The sequence below is a fragment of the Bradyrhizobium diazoefficiens USDA 110 genome (assembly GCF_000011365.1).
Classification (GTDB): Bacteria; Pseudomonadota; Alphaproteobacteria; order Rhizobiales; family Xanthobacteraceae; genus Bradyrhizobium; species Bradyrhizobium diazoefficiens.
Genome location: NC_004463.1, coordinates 8,215,592 through 8,234,069, shown reverse-complemented (window position 1 = coordinate 8,234,069; position 18,478 = coordinate 8,215,592). Strand labels below are relative to the sequence as shown.

17 protein-coding genes are annotated in these 18,478 nt (G+C 66.0%); 5 read left to right on the top strand and 12 right to left on the bottom strand.

Annotation, left to right across the window (positions count from 1 at the left end; genetic code table 11):
- Positions 1-63 precede the first annotated feature (63 nt).
- Positions 64-969 carry an alpha/beta fold hydrolase gene (locus BJA_RS38030; protein WP_011090229.1) on the top strand — a complete coding sequence of 302 codons (906 nt, stop codon included), beginning with the start codon at positions 64-66 and terminating at the stop codon, positions 967-969.
- Here BJA_RS38030 and BJA_RS38025 read toward each other — a convergent pair.
- Positions 966-1,424 carry a nucleoside deaminase gene (locus BJA_RS38025; RefSeq protein ID WP_011090228.1) on the bottom strand — a complete coding sequence of 153 codons (459 nt, stop codon included), beginning with the start codon at positions 1,422-1,424 and terminating at the stop codon, positions 966-968. The two genes, BJA_RS38030 and BJA_RS38025, sit on opposite strands and share 4 nt — an antisense overlap.
- A 119-nt stretch (positions 1,425-1,543) precedes the next feature.
- Here BJA_RS38025 and BJA_RS38020 point away from each other — a divergent pair, with 119 nt between their 5' ends.
- The gene (locus BJA_RS38020) at positions 1,544-3,622 is read left to right on the top strand and encodes a pseudouridine synthase (protein WP_038967299.1); all 2,079 of its coding nucleotides are present in this window, start codon (positions 1,544-1,546) and stop codon (positions 3,620-3,622) included.
- Complete coding sequence (gene rsmD, locus BJA_RS38015) at positions 3,623-4,180, top strand: 16S rRNA (guanine(966)-N(2))-methyltransferase RsmD (protein ID WP_011090226.1); 558 nt, start codon at positions 3,623-3,625, stop codon at positions 4,178-4,180. It abuts the gene before it with no gap.
- A 1-nt stretch (position 4,181) separates the two neighbouring features.
- On the opposite strand, the gene mutL is transcribed toward rsmD, so the two are convergent.
- Positions 4,182-5,993 (bottom strand): DNA mismatch repair endonuclease MutL, encoded by a 1,812-nt coding sequence (gene mutL, locus BJA_RS38010; protein WP_011090225.1) that lies wholly within the window; start codon positions 5,991-5,993, stop codon positions 4,182-4,184.
- A gap of 239 nt (positions 5,994-6,232) precedes the next feature.
- Here mutL and BJA_RS38005 point away from each other — a divergent pair, with 239 nt between their 5' ends.
- Entirely contained in the window at positions 6,233-6,550 is a 318-nt protein-coding gene (locus BJA_RS38005; RefSeq protein ID WP_011090224.1) for a ribbon-helix-helix domain-containing protein, read from the top strand.
- A gap of 249 nt (positions 6,551-6,799) precedes the next feature.
- Here BJA_RS38005 and BJA_RS38000 read toward each other — a convergent pair whose 3' ends face one another.
- From BJA_RS38000 to BJA_RS37985, 4 genes are read right to left on the bottom strand one after another with little or no spacing between them, the layout of a single operon-like run.
- Positions 6,800-8,368, bottom strand: a complete 1,569-nt coding sequence (locus BJA_RS38000; RefSeq protein ID WP_011090223.1) for a GMC family oxidoreductase — start codon at positions 8,366-8,368, stop codon at positions 6,800-6,802.
- 30 nt (positions 8,369-8,398) lie between these two features.
- Complete coding sequence (locus BJA_RS37995) at positions 8,399-8,947, bottom strand: hypothetical protein (protein ID WP_011090222.1); 549 nt, start codon at positions 8,945-8,947, stop codon at positions 8,399-8,401.
- A 43-nt stretch (positions 8,948-8,990) separates the two neighbouring features.
- Complete coding sequence (locus BJA_RS37990) at positions 8,991-9,386, bottom strand: VOC family protein (RefSeq protein ID WP_011090221.1); 396 nt, start codon at positions 9,384-9,386, stop codon at positions 8,991-8,993.
- Entirely contained in the window at positions 9,387-9,773 is a 387-nt protein-coding gene (locus tag BJA_RS37985) for a c-type cytochrome (RefSeq protein ID WP_028174648.1), read from the bottom strand.
- 307 nt (positions 9,774-10,080) lie between these two features.
- Here BJA_RS37985 and BJA_RS37980 point away from each other — a divergent pair, with 307 nt between their 5' ends.
- Complete coding sequence (locus tag BJA_RS37980; RefSeq protein WP_028174649.1) at positions 10,081-10,389, top strand: hypothetical protein; 309 nt, start codon at positions 10,081-10,083, stop codon at positions 10,387-10,389.
- Between the two features lie 58 nt (positions 10,390-10,447).
- Here the strand turns inward: BJA_RS37980 and arfB are convergent, their stop codons facing one another.
- The 6 genes from arfB to ileS form a co-directional block, all read right to left on the bottom strand.
- On the bottom strand, positions 10,448-10,864 hold the full coding sequence (gene arfB / locus BJA_RS37975) for an alternative ribosome rescue aminoacyl-tRNA hydrolase ArfB (protein WP_011090218.1): 417 nt from the start codon (positions 10,862-10,864) through the stop codon (positions 10,448-10,450).
- Between the two features lie 117 nt (positions 10,865-10,981).
- Positions 10,982-12,355, bottom strand: coding sequence for a M16 family metallopeptidase (locus tag BJA_RS37970; protein ID WP_038967298.1), 1,374 nt, complete (start codon positions 12,353-12,355; stop codon positions 10,982-10,984).
- A complete protein-coding gene (locus BJA_RS37965; RefSeq protein WP_038967307.1) occupies positions 12,352-13,743 on the bottom strand; it encodes a M16 family metallopeptidase in 1,392 nt (463 codons plus the stop codon). The genes BJA_RS37970 and BJA_RS37965 overlap by 4 nt, the downstream gene beginning before the upstream one ends.
- A 205-nt stretch (positions 13,744-13,948) precedes the next feature.
- Positions 13,949-14,677, bottom strand: coding sequence for a hypothetical protein (locus BJA_RS37960; protein WP_063921550.1), 729 nt, complete (start codon positions 14,675-14,677; stop codon positions 13,949-13,951).
- Between the two features lie 96 nt (positions 14,678-14,773).
- Entirely contained in the window at positions 14,774-15,268 is a 495-nt protein-coding gene (gene lspA / locus BJA_RS37955) for a signal peptidase II (protein WP_028174654.1), read from the bottom strand.
- Between the two features lie 161 nt (positions 15,269-15,429).
- Positions 15,430-18,438 carry an isoleucine--tRNA ligase gene (gene ileS, locus BJA_RS37950; protein ID WP_011090213.1) on the bottom strand — a complete coding sequence of 1,003 codons (3,009 nt, stop codon included), beginning with the start codon at positions 18,436-18,438 and terminating at the stop codon, positions 15,430-15,432.
- Positions 18,439-18,478 lie beyond the last annotated feature (40 nt).

Genomic DNA, 18,478 nt, shown 5'->3' with positions numbered 1-18,478 from the left:
GGGTTGTTTTCGACATTTTTGTTGGAAGCGGTTCCGGGACTGACCAGACAAGGATGCAGAAAGATGTCCGATCTCGCCGACCTCTATCCCGGCTTCGCCTCCGAGTGGATCAACACCTCCCTCGGCCGCATCTTTGCCCGCGTCGGCGGCAAGGGGCCGCCGCTGCTGCTCCTGCACGGCTTCTCCGAGACGCATGTGATGTGGCACCGCGTGGCGCCGCAGCTTGCCGACAAGTTCACGCTGATCATCGCCGACCTGCCGGGCTATGGCTGGTCCGACATGCCCGAGAGCGACGCGCTGCACATGCCCTACAGCAAGCGCGCGATGGCCAAGGCCATGGTGGAGGCGATGGAGCGCCTCGGCCACGTGCACTTCGCGCTCGCCGGCCACGACCGCGGCGGCCGCGTCTCCTACCGCCTCGCGCTCGACCATCCCGGCCGGCTGTCGAAGCTTGCCGTGCTCGATATCCTGCCGACCTATAATTACTGGGAGCGGATGAACCGCGCCTACGCGCTGAAGATCTATCACTGGACCTTCCTGGCGCAGCCCGCCCCGCTGCCGGAGACGCTGATCTCGGGCAATGGCGAGTTCTTCCTGCGCTTCAAGATGGCGAGCCAGACCAAGTCGAAGACGTTAGAGGCCATCGACGAGCGCGCGCTCGAACACTACATCGCCCCGTTCCGCGATCCCGCCCGCGTGCACGCGATGTGCGAGGACTACCGCGCCGGCGCCTATTTCGACTACGACCTCGACAAGGCCGATTTCGAGGCTGGCAAGAAGATCACCATTCCCATGCTGGCGCTGTGGGGCAACGCCGGCGTCGCGCAGGCCGCAGCGACACCGCTGGATACGTGGAAGCAATGGGCCACGAACGTCGACGGAATGCCGGTGGACTCGGGGCACTTCCTCACCGAGGAGAACCCCGACGTCACCGCAAAGGCGCTGCGCGAGTTCTTCGCAGGCAGCTAGCGCCGCTCCCGAAAGAACTCCTTGAGCAGCCGCGCCGCTTCGCTCTCGCCGACCCCGGAATAGACGTCCGGCGCGTGATGGCAGGTCGGCGAGGCAAAGAAGCGCACGCCTGATTCTACCGCGCCGCCCTTGGGGTCGGCGGCGCCGTAATAGAGTCGCCTGACCCTTGCAAAAGAGATCGCGCCCGCACACATGGTGCAGGGCTCCAGTGTCACGTAGAGGTCGCAGTCGACCAGGCGCTCGCTGCCGATCTTTTTCGCGGCCTCGCGCAGCGCGACGATCTCGGCATGGGCCGTGGGGTCGTAATCGGTCAGCGTCCGGTTGGCGGCCGTGGCGATGACCTCGTAATTGCGGACCACGACGCACCCGATCGGAACTTCGCCCGCCTTTCCGGCATTTTCGGCCGTTTTGAGCGCCAAATCCATGAAAGAGGGGGCTTTCAAGCCTCGTATCATCGCCAGAAACCTGCTAGTAGCTCCGCCTTCAGCAAGAGTGAATACCGGTTTTGCCTGAGCATGCGGCTCGGAACGAGCGCGCACACTGCCCTCTGGCCACCCCCTGAGTGAGATTATTCATGCCTCGCGACAGCGACAAAGACAACGATTCCCGCGGCCGGCGTGATCGAGGCCCGGCCAAGGGCCGTTCCGGCAAGGCGCGCGGCCCCGAGAAGAAGTTCGCCAAGCGCGGCTTTGAGGGCAAGGGCGACAGCCGCCCACCCCGCGGTGACCGCGAGGGCCGTCCGTTCCGCCGCCGCGAAGAGGGCGATGCCCCGCGCCGCGATTTCAGCGACCGCCCGCGCTTCAAGCGCGACGACCGCGGTGGTGAGGAGCGCGGTGAGCGCAGCTTCAAGCCGCGTGGCGACCGTCCGTTTTCGGATCGCGGCGCGCGCGACGGCGAGAAGCGGCCGTTCAAGCCGCGCGGCGATCGCCCGTCCTATGGCCGTGACGACCGTCCGCCGCGCAGCCGGGATCGCGACGATTCCCGCGCCGCCGGCCGGACCGGTGACAGGAAGTTCGGCGACAAGCGGCCCTCCGCACCGCGTGGCGACCGCCCGGAGCGTAAGTTCGACGGCGAACGGAAGTTCTCGCGCGGCGCACCGGACCGCAGCGACCGCCCGCGCGATCGTGGCGAGCGCAGCGATTCGAAGCCGTGGCAGAAGCGCGATGCGGGTCCGCGCGGCGACCGGCCGCCGCGCAAGGATTTCAGCAAGGGTCCGCGCAAGGATTTTGGCGGCCGCGATCGCAGCGAAGACAAGCCCTGGCAGAAGCGCGAAGGCGGCGACGACCGTCCGCGGTTCTCGCGTTCGCGCGACGATCGGCCGTCGGGCGATCGTCCGTTCCGCGAGCGGCCCAAATTCGATCGTCCCAAGTTTGATCGTCCCAAGTTCGATCGCCCGCGCGATGATCGTCCAAAATTCGATCGCCCCCGTCGTGACGGCGATGGCGAGCGCGGCGGCGACCGGCCGAAATTCAATCGCCCGCGCGAGCGCTCGGAAGGCCGCTCCGACTGGCACGAGCATCCGCGCAGCGAAGGCCGGTTCGGTGATCGTCCGCGCCGCGAAAACGAGGACGAGAGCCGGATCTTCGAGAAGCGCCCGGCCTTCGGCGGCCGCGGCGCCTATCGCGAGCGCGATCGGGATTTCGAGGGGCGGCCGCGCCGCGAAGACGCGCCGAAGCCGAAGAAGGCCGGCGAGCGCATCGCCAAGGCGCTGGCGCGCGCGGGGCTTGCCTCGCGCCGCGACGCCGAGGAGATGGTCACGCAGGGCCGCGTCGCCGTCAACGGCCGCGTCATCAATTCGCCGGCGCTCGACATCACACCGAACGACGTCGTCACTGTCGACGGCAAGCCGTTGCCGCCGCGCGAGCGCACGCGGCTGTTCCTCTATCACAAGCCGCGCGGCCTCATGACCACGCATGACGATCCCGAGGGTCGTCCGACCGTGTTCGACAATCTGCCCGAAGGTCTGCCGCGCCTGATCAGCGTCGGCCGGCTCGACTTCAACACCGAAGGCCTGTTGTTGCTCACCAATGACGGCGGCCTCGCGCGCACGCTCGAGCTGCCGGACACCGGCTGGCTGCGCCGCTACCGCGTCCGCGCCCATGGCGACGTCACCCAGGCCCAGCTCGACGAGCTCAAGGCTGGCATCGAGGTCGAGGGCGTCAAATACGGCCCGATCGATGCGACACTCGAGCGCGACCAGGGCGCCAATGTCTGGCTGGTGTTCGCGATCCGTGAAGGCAAGAACCGCGAGGTGCGCAACGTCTGCGCCCATCTCGGGCTCGAGGTGAACCGGCTGATCCGCGTGTCCTACGGCCCGTTCCAGCTCGGCGAGGTCCCCGAAGGCCAGGTCGAGGAGATCAAGTCGCGCGTGCTGCGCGAGCAGCTCGGCGACAAGGTGATCGAGAAGTCGGGTGCGCAGTTCGACGTGCCGCAGAAGGCCGCTGCGACCGATGACGGCGCGCCGCACGAGAAGAAGCCCGCCAGCAAGCGCGCCGTGATCAACGACCGCAAGGGCCGCCGCGTGCTGGTGCAGCGCACCGGCAGCGAGGAGGCGCGCGAGCGCAACGAGGCGGAGGCGAGCGGCTATGGCCCCCCGCGCCGTCCCAAGCGCGGCTATCACGGTAAGCGCGATTTGACGCCGCGGGAGGACTAATTGCGCGTCGTCGGCGGTCGCTTGAAGGGGCGTAATCTCGCCTCACCGTCCTCGCGCGACATCCGCCCCACGGCGGACCGCCTGCGCGAGTCCGTGTTCAACATCCTCGTGCACGCCTATGACGATCCGATCGAGGACGCGCGCGTGCTCGATCTCTTCGCGGGCACCGGCGCGCTCGGCATCGAGGCGTCTTCGCGCGGCGCGAAGTTCGTGCTGTTCGTCGACAACGGTGCGGAGGCGCGGGCGTTGTTGCGCAACAATGTAGAATCGCTCGGCCTCGGCGGGGTGACAAAAGTCTATCGCCGCGATGCGACCGATCTCGGCCCGGCGCATCCCGTCGAGCCGTTCTCGCTGGTGTTCCTCGATCCGCCCTATGGCAGGGGACTTGCGGAGAAGGCGCTTGTGAGCTTGCGCGACGGCGGCTGGCTGACACCGGGCGCGCTGCTGGTGGTGGAAGAGGCCAAGGCCGCGCAGTTTACGGCGCCTGAAGGTTTCGAGGAGCTGGAGCGGCGCGCCTATGACGACACGGAGTTCGTGTTTTTGAAGCGCAACGCTTAAATTACCGCCGCCCGAACAGCTTCTCCACATCCGAGAGCTTCAGCTCGACATAGGTCGGCCGGCCGTGATTGCACTGGCCGGAGTTCGGCGTCTCCTCCATCTCGCGGAGCAGGGCGTTCATCTCCTCGGGCCGCAGCCTGCGGCCGGCGCGCACCGAGCCGTGGCAGGCCATGGTGGCGGCGACGTGCATCAGGCGGCGCTCGAGCGGCAGCGCTTCGTCCCATTCGGCCATATGCTCGGAGAGGTCGCGCAAGAGCCCGCCCGCATTGGTCTTGCCGAGGAGCGACGGCGTCTCGCGCACGGCGACCGCGCCCGGGCCAAAGGATTCGATCGCAAGCCCGAACGAGGCCAGCTCGTCGCTGCGCTCGAGCAGGCGCTCCACCGTGGCCTCGTCCATCTCGACGATCTCGGGGATCAAGAGGATCTGCCGCTGCACGCCGTTGGCGGCGAGCGAGGCCTTCAGCCCCTCATAGACGATGCGCTCATGCGCGGCATGCTGATCGACGATGATCAGGCCGTCGCGGGTCTGCGAGACGATGTAGGTCTCGTGGATCTGCGTGCGCGCCGCGCCGAGCGGGCGGTCGACGAGGTCGCTGACGGGCTGCGTCTCGAACCGCACGTCTGCACTGGGCGCGCCGACATCGAACGCCGCCTGGGCGCGCTCCGTGAAGGCGGGCGCCGCCGCGCCATCGAATGACGGCATCGGTGCGACCGGCGCGGACGGCGAGGCCCGCCAGTCCCAGCTCGCCGGGCGCGGCGTGAAGGCGGGCCGGAACGAGGACAATGCACTCTCGCCGCTGTTGGCGGCGGTGCGGCGGCCCTCGCGCGCGAGCGCCTCCTTCAATCCATGGACGATCAGCGCGCGCACGAGGCCCGCGTTGCGGAAGCGGACCTCGGTCTTGGCCGGATGCACGTTGGCGTCGACCTCGCGCGGATCGAGCGTGACGAACAGCGCCAGCACGGGGTGGCGGTCACGCGGCAGATAGTCGGAATAGGCCGCGCGCACGGCCCCTAGGATCAGCTTGTCGCGCACCGGGCGGCCGTTGACGAAGAGATATTGTCCGAGCGCGTTGGCTTTGGTCAGCGCGGGGGCTGCGGCATAGCCGGAAACGACGATGCCCTCGCGTTCGGCATGGACCTCGATGGCGTGGCTGCGAAACTCCGCGCCGAGGATGTCGCCGAGCCGCGTCAGCCGTCCGGCGGCGCCGGGTAGCGCCGCGGCCCAGGTCACGGGCGCGCGCTCTTCGCCCGCAAGCGTGAAGGCGACGTCCGGTCGCGCCATTGCGAGCCGCCGCACCACCTCGCGGATCGCCTCGGCCTCGGTGCGGTCGGTCTTCAAGAACTTCAGCCGCGCCGGCGTCGCGTAGAAGAGGTCGTTGACCTCGACGCGCGTGCCGTGGGCCAGCGCCGCCGGCATGATTTCCGATTTCTCGCCGCCCTCGACGGTGAGTGCCCAGGCGTGCGGCTCGCCGGCATGGCGCGTGGTGATCGACAGACGCGCCACCGAGCCAATCGAGGGCAGGGCCTCGCCGCGGAACCCGAGCGTGCGGATCTGGAGCAGGTCCTCGTCGTCGAGCTTGGAGGTGGCGTGGCGCTCCACCGCGAGCGCGAGGTCCTTCGCCGTCATCCCGCTGCCGTCGTCGGTGATGCCGATCCGCCGCCGGCCGCCGCCGTCGGTGAAGACGTCGATCCGGCTCGCGCCGGCATCGATCGCGTTCTCGACCAGCTCCTTGACCACGCTCGCGGGTCGTTCGACCACCTCGCCGGCGGCGATGCGGTTGACGACTTGCTCTGGCAGTTGGCGGACGGGCATGGGCTCGGGTCTTGGGTTCGCGAACGGCGTTATCTTAAGCCGTGTTGCGTCAAAAGCATGTGTTGAGCAACAGGAACGTGGCGGGCTGGGGAAGAGGGATATCTATCACATTGAAGACATTGGACGTTCGAGAAAATCGCGCAGGCGGGACGGACCGATCTCCGGCTGCAGTCCTGATTGTGGGGTGCCGGGCCGCGGTGTAGCATCGTGAAAAAACGGCAACAGGACGGGAGGACGCCATGTGCCATCTCTTCGCGCACCAGCCCCAACGCGACTACGAATCCCAGACCCGCTCCTTGCGGATCGATGGCCACTGCACCTCGATCCGGCTGGAAATGGCGTTCTGGGACACGTTGGAGGAGATCGCGGCCAGGGAGAACATGAGCCTCGGGAAGTTCCTGACCACGCTCTACAACGAGGTGCTCGACCATCACGGCGAGGTCAACAATTTCGCCTCGCTGCTGCGCTGCTCATGTTTGATCTACCGGTCGAGGAACATGGCGACGGTGCAGGAGTTCAAGGCCACGGTGGCGCCGATCCTCGATGCGGCCGAATAGCTGTCCCAACAAAAGTGCGTAGCCCGGATGGAGCGTAGCGCAATCCGGGTTCTGGTCATCCGTCCGCGCCCCGGATTACGCTTCGCTCCATCCGGGCTACGAGATTCCATCCGGGCTTCGCAACTGCCTCCACATCATCATTGCGAGGAGCGCTTGCGACGAAGCAATCCAGAATCTTTCGGCGTCGGCAGTCTGGACTGATTCGCTCCGCTCGCAATGACGGGGGAGAGAGCGGTTGCCTATCTGACCTCAGATCTCCTTCTTCTGCATCGCGCCGGCGATGTAATCCGCCTGCCGGATCGCGAGCGCGACGATTGTCAGGGTCGGGTTGCAGGCCGCGCCGCTGGTGAACTGGCTGCCGTCGGAGACGAACAGGTTCTTGACGTCGTGGCTCTGCCCGAACTTGTTGACCACGCCGTCGCGCGGCTTCTCGCTCATCCGGTTGGTCCCGAGATTGTGCGTGCTCGGATAGGGCGGCGTGGGATAGGTCACGGTGGCGCCGACGGCGTCGTAGACCGCGGCGCCCTGCTTGTAGGCGTGTGCGCGCATCGCGATGTCGTTGGGATGGTCGTCGAAATGCACGCTCGCGACCGGCTGGCCGAACTTGTCCTTCACGACCGGGTCGAGCGTGATGCGGTTGGTCTCCTGCGGCATGTCCTCGCCGACCAGCCACATGCCGGCCATCCTGGGATAACCGTCGAGCGCTGACGTGAACGGACGGCCCCAGGCGCCGGGATTGAGGAAGGCCGCCATGAACGGCAGGCCGATCGACAGCGTCTCCATCTCATAGCCGCCGACGAAGCCGCGTTTCGGATTGTTGGCGGCCTCGTCGCGAATGATGCCGGCCATGGTGGTGCCGCGATACATGTGCACCGACTTCTCGAACACGGCGTAGACGCTGCCGGTCATGTGCCGCATGTAGTTGCGGCCGACCTGTCCCGACGAATTGGCGAGGCCATCCGGGAACATGGTCGAGGCGCTGTTGAGCAGCAGCCGCGGGCTCTCGATCGAATTGCCGGCGACCGCGACGATGCGCGCCTTCTGGCGTTGCATTGCGCCTGCCTCGTCGGCGTAGACGACACCGGTGACCTTGCCGCCGGCGTCATGCTCGATCTTGACCGCCATGCTGCTCGGCCGCACCTCGAGATTGCCGGTCGCCTCGCCCTTGGGGATCTCGGTGTAGAGCGTCGACCATTTCGCGCCGGACTTGCAGCCCTGGAAGCAGAAGCCGATCTGCTGGCAGGAGCCGCGGCCATCGCGCGGCTGGCTGTTGATCGCCATGTTGCCGGTGTGCACGGTCTTGTAGCCGAGCTTCTTCGCGCCGGCCTCCAGCACCTTGAAGTTATTGTTGCCGGGAAGTCCGGGAATGCCGTTGGTGCGGGTTACGCCCATCTTGTTCTCGGCCTTGGCGTACCACGGCTCCATCTCCGCCAGCGTCACCGGCCAGTCGAGCAAATTGGCGCCGGGAATATTGCCGTAGGCGCTCTTCACCCTGAACTCGTGCTCGTCGAAGCGCAGCGAGGCGCCGGCCCAATGCACGGTCGAGCCGCCGACCGCCTTGACGATCCAGGCGGGAAGACCCGAGAAGTCCTTGGCGACGCGCCACGTCCCCGACGTGGTGCGGGCATCGGTCCAGGCGAGCTGGGAAAAGCTCTCCCACTCGTCGTTGATGAAGTCCTGGTTCTCGATGCGGGGCCCTGCTTCGAGAATGACCACCTTGACGCCCTTCTGCGCGAGCTCGTTGCCCAGCGTGCCGCCGCCGGCACCGGAGCCGACGATCACCACAACGCTGGAGTCGTTCAGATCGAATTTTGTCATATGCGTTCTCCTGAACCGTTGGGTGGCGATTTAAGCCTTCGGCAGCCAGTCGATGTCGGCGAAGCCGCGGTTGATGTAGCCGCCGTGCTCGGCGGAGGAGCCCTCGTAGCCGAACCGCGGCCAGACCTCTTTCTGGTTGTAGAGCGAGACGATCAGGTCGCCGCGCACCTTCTGGAAGAAGTCGCTCTGCTCGATCTCCTTCAGCAGCACCACGCGGTCGGCTTCCCAGGGGACTTCGGCGTAAGCCACCTTGTGGCGATCCCGCGCGTTCTGATCGAGCCGCGCGATGCCGTCGCTGATCAGCGACTTGATGGCAGGGTCCTTGGCCGCCTTGCCGTCCCATGGCTTGATCGCGGTGATGTAGTAGCTGTCGCCGAGAATATCGTGCGGATAGATGTCGCGCGCGACCTTCAGCAGCGTCTTCATCGTCGCCGGGGACAACGTGCTGGAATCATCGGCCCATGCGTCCTCGATGCTGACGGCGACGCTGGTCGCGACAGCGACGACCGGCACGGCGGTCGCCGCGCCCTTGAGAAAGACGCGGCGGTTGTGCTTGCTTCGACGATCGACTTCTCTCATGGCATTCCTCCGTATTTTTGTGATTTGGATCTTTGTGAGTTGATCAGTTGAAACGTCCGCCCCGCTGGATCACCTCGATCTTGTAGCCATCGGGATCACTGACGAAGAAGAAGCGCGCCAGCGTCCTGCCGCCGTGCTTGAAGTCGCGCAAGGGGCCCGGTGCGAGCTTCTCGCGCTCGAAGCGGGCATGCTCGGCATCGAGATCGTCGACGACCACGGCGAGATGGCCGTAGCCGTCGCCGAGCGCGTACGGCTCCTTGCGATCGAAATTCACCGTCAGCTCCACCTCGAAAGGTGAGGAGGGGTGACGCAGATAGATCAGGGCGAAGTCAGAGAACTTCAGGTGGTCGGTGACTTCGAGGCCGAAGGCGCGCTGGTAGAAATCGAGCGAGCGCGCCTCATTCAGCACGCGGATCATGGAATGGACGGGCTTGGCCATTCAGTTCAGCTCCTTGAGGTAGGTGATGATGGCGGCGCGCGTCTCCGGCTTACCCTGCCGGTAGGCCATGACCACGCCGGGAATGACGGCTTGCGGATTGGTCAGCCACGCATCGAGCCGGGTCTCGTCCCAGGCGAAGTCGGCTTTGGCGAGGCCGTCCGAATAGCGGAAGCCGTCGACCTTGCCGGCGGTCCGGCCCACGATCTTGACCAGCGGCGGACCTTGCCGCAACGGTTCCGACAGGCTCAAAGTGTGACACACCGCGCATTGCTGCTTGAACAGTGTCGCGCCGTCCGGCGGCTTTGCGGCCGGCAAGGGCATCTGCGCGTCGGCAACCCGCACCACCAGCACCACTGCGGTGCACAATCCCAGCACGACTGCGCGCATTGCCAAGAGCTCGCCCATCCACGTCAAATTCAGCGTGCGCAAACTCTAGGCGCCGCCAAACATGCGGTGGTAGTAGCGGGCTGTTTCGCTGCAAGCGGAGATGCTCGCGGGGAGCGTGTTCCGCGCTGCCGCATATGCGGAGCACAATTCCGCGAAACCGCCTCGAAATCCCTAAACGATGACCACACGAGGCGGATTGCATCGCGATCGCGCCGCTCGAACTCTCTATGCGATGAACCGGTCCGGTGCAGGCGGGCGGCGCAGGACGCAGCCGACCCGTTCATCGCGAAAAATCCAGGAGAAATGGATGAAGTTGGTGAAGACTTCTGCAATCGCATGCGCTCTTGCGGCCCTCATTGCGACGCCCGTTTTCGCGCAAGGCACGTCATCTGGCATCAAGCCTGGCGGCACCGTGCAAAGCAAACCCATGCAGGGGGGCGCGTCAGTCGGCGAAGATGAGGATCTCGCTACGCAGCCGGGAGCTGCGGGTGAGAAGACGGGCATGAAGTCGACCAAGGGGACGAAGGGCACGGTCGGCACAACGGGAAGCGCAGCGCACAAGGGGACGGTCGACGATTCCGCTTCGGGCAGCCCCGCCACCGGCAAGCGTTACTGACGCCGGAACGTGAACCTGCAAACCTCCGGCCGCTCGGCGGCCGGAGGTCTTTGCCCATTCAATCGTCGAAACTCCGGCCGCGTCCGGCCTTGACGTCGCTGCGACGCTTCTTGCCCTCAAGCCGGCGCTGCTTGGAGCCAAAGGTCGGCCGTGTCGCGCGCCGTGGCTTCGGCCGTATCATCGCCTCGCTCAGGATCTCGACGAGCCGGTCGATGGCGTCCTGGCGGTTGCGTTCCTGGGTGCGGAAGCGCTGGGCGTGGATCACGATCACGCCGTCCTTGGTCATGCGCTGGCCCGCGATGCGGGCGAGTCGGATCGTCGCATCCTCCGGCAGGGTCAGCTTGCGCGTGTCGAAGCGCAGCTGGGCCGAGGTCGCGACCTTGTTGACATTCTGCCCGCCGGGGCCGGAGGCGCGGACGAAGCCGATCTCGATGTCGTCCTCGTCGATGACGAGATCGCGGGATATCCGCAGCATGAAGGCACCATTCGTGATGTCCGGACATATCCCGGACGTTCACGTTCGGCAATGGCGCTCATACGAAACGCAAATGGCCGGGCGAGCCCGGCCATTCAACACAGCGGATGGAAGACCTCAGTTCGACTTCGTCGCCGGTGCTGCCGCCGGCTGGGCGGCGGCCTGCGGGGCGCGGCCGACGACGACGGTCAGGAGGCCCTGGCCCCAGAGGCGCTTGGCGGCCGCCTTGGCGTCATCCAGCGTCACCGCGTCGACGATGGCGTTGCGCTTCTCGATATAGTCGATCGGCAGCTTGTCCTGCTGGTATTGCAGCAGCGCCTGCGCGAGCTTCGAGGACGTATCCAGCGCCAGCATCTGCGAGCCCTTGAGGTAGGACTTGGCCTCGTCGAGCTCCTTCTGCGTCGGGCCCTCCTCGGCGATGCGGCGCACCTCCTTCTCGATGGCGTCGATGGTGTCGCCGGCACGGTCGGCCCGGGTGCCGGTATTGCCGATGAAGACCGCCGAATGCTCCATCCAGAGCAGCGATTCAAACACCGAATAGGCGAGGCCACGCTTCTCGCGGACCTCGCGATAGAGCCGGGAAGACAATCCGCCGCCGCCGAGGATGTGGTTGACGACATAGGCCGCCATGAAGTTCGGGTCGCTGCGCTTCACGCCGGGGCCGCCGAAGGTGATGACAGTCTGCGGCACGTCGAGCGGCACGAAGGCGCGCTGCGGCGGCTTGGCTGCCTCGACGTCGGGCACCGGCACGAGATTGGCCTTGGCGGGCAGGCTGCCGAAGGTGTGGTCGAGCAGCTTGCCGAGGGTCGCCGGATCGACGTCGCCGACCACTGCGACTTTCAGCCCGTCCTTGGCGAGCACGCGGCCGACATAGTCCTTCATGTCGGCAACCGTGACGGTCGGCACGCTGTCCAGCGTGCCGTTGGTCTGCCGGCCGTAGGGATGATCGCCGAAGGCGACCTCCAGGAATTTGCGGCTCGCGAGCGACGTCGGGTTGGTGGTCTCGCGGCGCAGGCCCGAGATCACCTGCGAGCGGATGCGCTCGACGTCGGCGGTGTCGAAATGCGGCGAGGTCAATGCCATCCTGAGCAGGTCGAAGGCTTCGTCCTTGTTGTCGCGCAGCATGCGCAGGCTGCCGCGGAAGGTGTCGCGGGTGGCGCTGAAGGAAAGCTCGATGGCGCGGCGGTCGAGCCGCTCGTGGAAGGTCTTGGAGTCGAGATCGCCGGAGCCTTCGTCGAGGAGATCGCCGACGAGATTGGCGACGCCCGCCTTGTCCTTGGGATCCTGGGCCGAGCCGCCGGCAAAGGAATATTCCATGGCGATCAGCGGCACGGTCGCGTCCTGCACGAACCAGGCCTCGATGCCGCCGGGCGAAACCAGGCGCTGGATCTTTGCGGCGGCCTGCGACGGCTGGACCGCGGCGAGCGCGAGCGCAGCGCCGGTGACGAAGGCCAACGCGAAACGACGCGTGCGAAGGAAGGGATAGGTCACGAACGCTTCTCCTCGCGCTTGGTGGCGGTGGTGTCCTTGATCAGATAGCCCGTCACCGAACGCTTCTTCTCCAGCCATTTCTGCGCAACAGCGCGAACCTGGTCGGCGGTGACCGCGCGAATGCGGTCGGGCCAGCTCCTGATGTCCTCGATCGACAGGCCCGTGGTTAGCGCGCCGCCATACCAGCGCGCCAGCACCGCCTGGTTGTCCTGGGCGTAGATCGCTTCCGCGATGAGCTGCGTCTTGACCCGCTCGAGATCCTCGGCGCGGATCGGGTTCTGCGCGATGTCGGCGATGACGCCGTCGATCACCTGCTCGACCTCGGCGAAGCCGACGCCCGGTTTCGGCGCGGCCGAGATCGCGAATTGGGTCGGGTCGAGCGAGACGCTCGAATAGCTGGCGCTGGCGGAGACCGCGAGCGGCTTGTCGACGACGAGCGCGCGGTAGAGATAGGAATTGCTGCCGCTGCCCATCAGCTGGGCCATCACGTCGAGGGCCGCACTCTCGCCGGCCGCGGCCGTCGTGGCGGAGGGCACGAGATAATAGCGACGCAGGCTCGGTTGCTCGACGCGCGGGTCGGACAGCGTGACGGTGCGCGGCGCCGCCGGGTCCGGCTCCTGCGGACGGACGCGGCGTGCCGGGATCGCGGGCTGGGCCGGGATGGAGGCGAAATTGCGCTCGACCAGCGGGCGGATGTCGGCGGCCTCGACGTCGCCGGCGATCACCAGGATCGCGTTGTTCGGCGCGTAGAAGCGGCGGTAGAAGGCCAGCGCATCCTCGCGATCGAGCTTCTCGATCTCCTGATGCCAGCCGATCACCGGCCGGCCGTAGGGATGGTTGAGATAGAGCGCGGCCATGATCTGCTCGTTGAGCCGCGCGTCCGGATTGTTGGCGATGCGCATGTTGTACTCTTCGAGCACGACGTCGCGTTCGGGCAGCACGTTCTCGTCCTTGAGGATCAGGCCGGTCATGCGATCGGCCTCGAACTCCATCATGGTCGGCAGCTGCTCTTTCGGCACGCGCTGGTAGTAGTTGGTGTAGTCGACTGAGGTCGAGGCGTTCTCGTTGCCGCCGACACGGAGCACGGTCTGCGAGAATTCGCCGACCGGATGCTTCTCGGTGCCCTTGAACATCAGGTGCTCGAGGAAGTGCGCGAGCCCGGACTTGCCCGGCGTCTCGTCGGCCGAGCCGACCTTGTACCAGATCATCTCCGTGACCACGGGCGTGCGGTGGTCCGGGATCACCACGACCTGGAGGCCGTTGCTGAGCGTGAAGCTGGCGGGCGGGGCCGATGTCACCGTGGTCTGGGCGAGGGCGGCGTTGGCTGTCAGGACACTCGTCGAAAGCAGCGCGGTAAAAAGGCAGGCAACCGATCGGTTTGCGGACATCATGATCCCTGGTGAAAGGCCGAGCCCGGATGTCCGGCTCGGAGGCACGGCATGCTACACCGTGCGGCTGAGGCTTCGCGTCACGAAGCAGAGAACTCAACGCGTAGGCAAGTTACTGATAAGCAATTCAAGGGCCGCGTCCGGCGCGCATGAGCCGCCGGCGCCAGGTTCGCTAATGTCAGGACGTCGCGGCGGGCGAGGGGGGCTATTGCTCCTTGTCCTTGCCCGACATGATGTCGAAATAGGTCCGCCGCGACTTGTCCGGACCGGCGCCATAGGCGTAGTTCGGCGACGGCGTCTGATAGCCCGGCGGGGGCTCGACCAGCGACTGGCGCGGGGGTTCGCTCGTGAATTGCTTTTCCTCGGAGCTGTTGCCGCTCTTCATCATGTTCCACAGGCCACCGGAGAAACCGAGCTGGGCGGGGCTGAGCGACGGGTTGCCGTTGGTGCCCGGCTGAATCGGATCGTTGCTGGTGCGCTCCGGGGCAGCTGCCGTGCCGGCTCTCATCTCGGCGGGCGTCAGCGGCTGGGCCGCCTGCCAGTTCTCCGTCGCCTTGACGGCCTTTTTCCTCTGAGCGATGGCCTCCTTGCGGCGCTTCTCGTCGGGGTCCTTCGGCCAGTTCGGCGCGTTCTTGGCTTCGGTGCCGGCGGGCGGCGGCAGGTCGAGCTTGGGCGGCACCACCAGCGGCGACCGCTCGCGGTACTCGATACCTTTCTTCTCCATGCTCTTGGCGCCGATACCGGACATCAGATTGTCGATGAGCTTCTCTTCGAAGGTCATGTCGTCATCATCGTCGCCGTCGTCACCGGCGCGGACCGGGCCTGCCGACATGACGAGACCGATGCCGAGCGCGACAGCGGACAATTTCAATGCCCGCATGAACCCCCATTTGGGGTCTCGAACCATCGAACCGCTGGTCTTCGAGCTGCGCATCACTGTACCTGTTCCATATTGTGGCAGATTGCCGCTCGCGCGCGGCCAACCCTCGCAAAAGGCCGGGTTCCACCTGCCGGTCCGTATCGGCCGGGATCAGGGCGCTTTTGCGGCGGGTACCCCCAGGAAGGAATCATACAATAGCCCCGCCACCCCAGCAACGATGGCTACGTCCGCGAGGTTAAACACGTACCAATTATAGGTATTTCCGCCGATATCGAGATGAAACAGGGCAAAATCGACCACCGCGCCATAGGCCAGTCGGTCGATGCCGTTGCCGATGGCGCCCCCGATGATCAGCCCGAGCGCGACGGTCGCAAGCAGGGTGTGGGAGCGGGCCATCCAGATCGCCAGCGCGACCACCGCGATGGCCTTGACCGCCATCAGCGCGAGCTGCGCCGCCTGGCTGTCGTTCTGGAGCCAGCCGAAGCTGATGCCGATGTTCCAGGCCAGCACCAGGTCGAAGAACGGCGTCACCCGCACCGCGCCGCGATGGGCGAGGTCGAACCCGTGCAGCAGCCAGAGCTTCGAGGCCTGGTCGAGGATGACCGTGGCGATGGCGGAGAGGATGCCGGCGCGGAGGGGGGTCATCGTGCGTGACCCAACGCCGCCGCGGCATACTCCGCCGTCGTCCTGGCGAATGCCAGGACCCATAACCCCAGGCGGTAATCGTTTGAAAGACTCGGGGTCATCGATCTCTGTTCACCTTTGACGGCGGTGGTGATGGGCCCTGGCTTTCGCCGGGACGACTATCAGACCCCCACCCCCAGCGCCTTCCATTCGCGCAGCGCCTGGGCGTCGCGCGGGGTGACGTCGGGATACTCAGGGTCTTCGCCGACCGTCTGCGAGATCTTCCAGGAGCGGGCGCATTTGGTGCCGACCGCCTTCTCGACCACGACGGCAACGCCTGGCACCGCATCGAGACGGAACGCCGAAGCCGGCGCCTCGCTCTCGCGCACCTCGTAGTTCGAGGTGATGCAGACCTCGGCGAGATCGGTGTCGAACAGCGTCGCCAGCATGTCGCGGTCGGCGACATAGATCACGGGCGATGCCTCCAGCGACGAGCCGATGTTCTTGGCGGCGCGTTCGAGCTCGAGCGCGCCGGTGACGGCGCGGCGGACGTTGCGGATCGTCTCCCACTTCGCGGCGAGCTTGTCGTCGCGGAGCTTTTCGATGTCCGCCGGGAACAGGGTCAAATGGACCGACGGCTCCGCGTTGGGGCGGAACATCCGCCAGGCTTCGTCGGTCGTGAAGCTCAGGATGGGCGCGAGCCATTTCAGGATGGCGTCGCACAACAGGTCGATCGTGGTGAGCGCGGCCTTGCGCGCCGGCGAGGACGGCGGATCGCAATAGAGCGTGTCCTTGCGGATATCGAAATAGAACGCCGACAGCTCCGAGTTCATGAAGGCCGCGAGGCTTGCGACCACGGTCTTGTAGTCGAAGGCGGCATAGGCGTTGCGAACGGTCTCGGCATGGCCGGCCAATTCGTGCAGCATCAGCCGCTCGAGCTCGGGCATCTCGGCATAGGCGACCTTCTCGCTCGGCTTGAAGTGATGCAGCGTTCCAAGCATCCAGCGGATCGAGTTGCGCAGCTTGCGATAGGTCTCGATGGTGTTCTTCAGGATCTCGGGGCCGATGCGCTGGTCGTCGGCATAGTCGGTGGCGCAGACCCACAGGCGCAGAATGTCCGCGCCCGAATCCTTGATCACCTTCTGCGGCTCGACCGTGTTGCCGAGCGACTTCGACATCTTGCGGCCGTTCTCGTCGAGCGTGAAGCCGTGGGTCAGCACGATGTCGTAGGGCGCGCGGCCGCGCGTGCCCGCGCTTTCCAGCAGCGAGGAATGAAACCAGCCGCGATGCTGGTCGCTGCCTTCGAGATACATCACGGTGTCGCTGCCGCCGTCCACCTTGCGGACGATGTTGCCGAGCTGCGGGAAGTTTTGGCGATCCTCGAGCACGAAGGCATGCGTGGAGCCGGAATCGAACCAGACGTCGCAGATGTCGTCGACCTTCTTCCAGTCTTCGCTCGCGCGGGAGCCGAGGAAGCGCTCGCGGGCGCCGTCCATGTACCAGGCGTCGGCGCCTTCCTCCATGAAGGCCTCGGCGATGCGCTGGTTGACGATCTCGTCCTGCAGGATCTCGGCCGAGCCGTCGCTCTTCTCGCGCACGAACACGGCGATCGGCACGCCCCAGGCGCGCTGGCGCGAGATCACCCAGTCCGGACGGTTGGCGATCATGCCGTTGATGCGGTTCTCGCCCGACGGCGGCACCCATTGTGTGACCGAGATCGCGTGCAGCGCGCGGGCGCGCAGCGTGTCGCCCTTCTTCGCATGGCCGTTCGCGCTGATGTCCTTGTCCATCGCGATGAACCATTGCGGCGTGTTGCGGAAGATCACCGGCTTCTTCGAGCGCCAGGAATGCGGATATTGGTGCTTGAGGCGGCCGCGGGCCAGCAGCTTGCCGGCGTCGATCAGTGCCTTGATCACGGCCTCGTTGGCATCGCCCTTCTCGCCCTTGTCGTTGATGACGCGTTTGCCGACAAAACCCGGCGCGTGGTCGGTGAAAGCGCCGTTCTCATCGACGGTGTAGGGGATCGTTGTGTTGATGCCGCGCGCTTCCAGTTCGCGCGCATTCGCCATCCAGACGTCAAAGTCCTCGCGGCCGTGGCCGGGCGCGGTGTGCACGAAGCCGGTGCCGGTATCGTCGGTGACGTGATCGCCCGGCAGCAGCGGCACCGTGAATTCGTAGCCGCCGCTAAAGCCCTTCAGCGGATGTGCGCATTCCACCGCGTCGAGCGTGTCCGCCGGCAACTCGCGCACCTTCTCATAGGTCGTGACACGGGCCTGCTTGAACACTTCTGCGGCCAGCGCATCGGCCAGGATCAGGAGATCACCGGTCTTCGCCCAATTGTCCGCAGGCGCATCCGTCACCTTGTAGAGGCCGTAAGCGATCTTCGGTGAGAACGAGATGGCGCGGTTGCCGGGCAGCGTCCACGGCGTGGTGGTCCAGATCACCACGCTGGCGGAGGCGAGCGCGCCGTGCGCTGGCGAGGTGACCGGGAATTTCACCCAGACCATGTCGGAGGTGTAGTCCTCGTACTCGACCTCGGCTTCCGCAAGCGCGGTCTTCTCGACCACGCTCCACATCACCGGCTTGGAGCCGCGATACAGCGTGCCGTTGGCGGCGAACTTCATCAGCTCGCGCGCGATCTGCGCTTCGGCCGGATAGCTCATCGTCTGATAGGGATGATCCCAGTCGCCGATGATGCCGAGGCGCTTGAATTCCTCGCGCTGCACGTTGATCCAGTGCGTCGCGTAGGCGCGGCACTCTTTTCGGAACGCGACCATCGCGGCGGAGTCGCGGAAGTCGGGCTTCTGCTTGCCCTTCTTGCGGTAGTTCTCCTCCTCGATCTTCCATTCGATCGGCAGGCCGTGGCAGTCCCAGCCGGGCACGTAGTTGGAGTCGAAGCCGAGCATCTGCTGGCTCTTGGTCACGACGTCCTTGAGAATCTTGTTCAGCGCGTGGCCGATATGGATGTTGCCGTTGGCGTAGGGCGGGCCGTCATGCAACACGAATTTGGTGCGGCCCTCGGCTTCCTGACGCAGCCTGTCGTAGAGGCCGATGTCGTTCCAGTATTTCAGGATCTCCGGCTCGCGCTGCGGCAGGCCGGCGCGCATCGGGAATTCGGTCTGCGGCAGGAACAGGGTTTTCGAATAGTCTTTGACTTCGGACTTTTGGGACTTTTGCGGCTTTTCGGACATGAGGCTGACTGGCTCGGAAGGGCGCGGGAACGGATGGCGA

Bases quoted from the DNA above. Each gene is read 5' to 3' on its own strand.
- BJA_RS38000 (WP_011090223.1), bottom strand. From the start codon at position 8,368: ATGACAAAATTCGATCTGAACGACTCCAGCGTTGTGGTGATCGTCGGC.
- BJA_RS38020 (WP_038967299.1), top strand. From the start codon at position 1,544: ATGCCTCGCGACAGCGACAAAGACAACGATTCCCGCGGCCGGCGTGAT.
- BJA_RS37985 (WP_028174648.1), bottom strand. From the start codon at position 9,773: ATGCGCGCAGTCGTGCTGGGATTGTGCACCGCAGTGGTGCTGGTGGTG.
- BJA_RS38025 (WP_011090228.1), bottom strand. From the start codon at position 1,424: ATGATACGAGGCTTGAAAGCCCCCTCTTTCATGGATTTGGCGCTCAAA.
- BJA_RS37960 (WP_063921550.1), bottom strand. From the start codon at position 14,677: ATGCGCAGCTCGAAGACCAGCGGTTCGATGGTTCGAGACCCCAAATGG.
- BJA_RS37965 (WP_038967307.1), bottom strand. From the start codon at position 13,743: ATGTCCGCAAACCGATCGGTTGCCTGCCTTTTTACCGCGCTGCTTTCG.
- BJA_RS37980 (WP_028174649.1), top strand. From the start codon at position 10,081: ATGAAGTTGGTGAAGACTTCTGCAATCGCATGCGCTCTTGCGGCCCTC.
- arfB (WP_011090218.1), bottom strand. From the start codon at position 10,864: ATGCTGCGGATATCCCGCGATCTCGTCATCGACGAGGACGACATCGAG.
- ileS (WP_011090213.1), bottom strand. From the start codon at position 18,438: ATGTCCGAAAAGCCGCAAAAGTCCCAAAAGTCCGAAGTCAAAGACTAT.
- lspA (WP_028174654.1), bottom strand. From the start codon at position 15,268: ATGACCCCCCTCCGCGCCGGCATCCTCTCCGCCATCGCCACGGTCATC.
- BJA_RS37995 (WP_011090222.1), bottom strand. From the start codon at position 8,947: ATGAGAGAAGTCGATCGTCGAAGCAAGCACAACCGCCGCGTCTTTCTC.
- BJA_RS38030 (WP_011090229.1), top strand. From the start codon at position 64: ATGTCCGATCTCGCCGACCTCTATCCCGGCTTCGCCTCCGAGTGGATC.
- mutL (WP_011090225.1), bottom strand. From the start codon at position 5,993: ATGCCCGTCCGCCAACTGCCAGAGCAAGTCGTCAACCGCATCGCCGCC.
- BJA_RS37990 (WP_011090221.1), bottom strand. From the start codon at position 9,386: ATGGCCAAGCCCGTCCATTCCATGATCCGCGTGCTGAATGAGGCGCGC.
- BJA_RS38005 (WP_011090224.1), top strand. From the start codon at position 6,233: ATGTGCCATCTCTTCGCGCACCAGCCCCAACGCGACTACGAATCCCAG.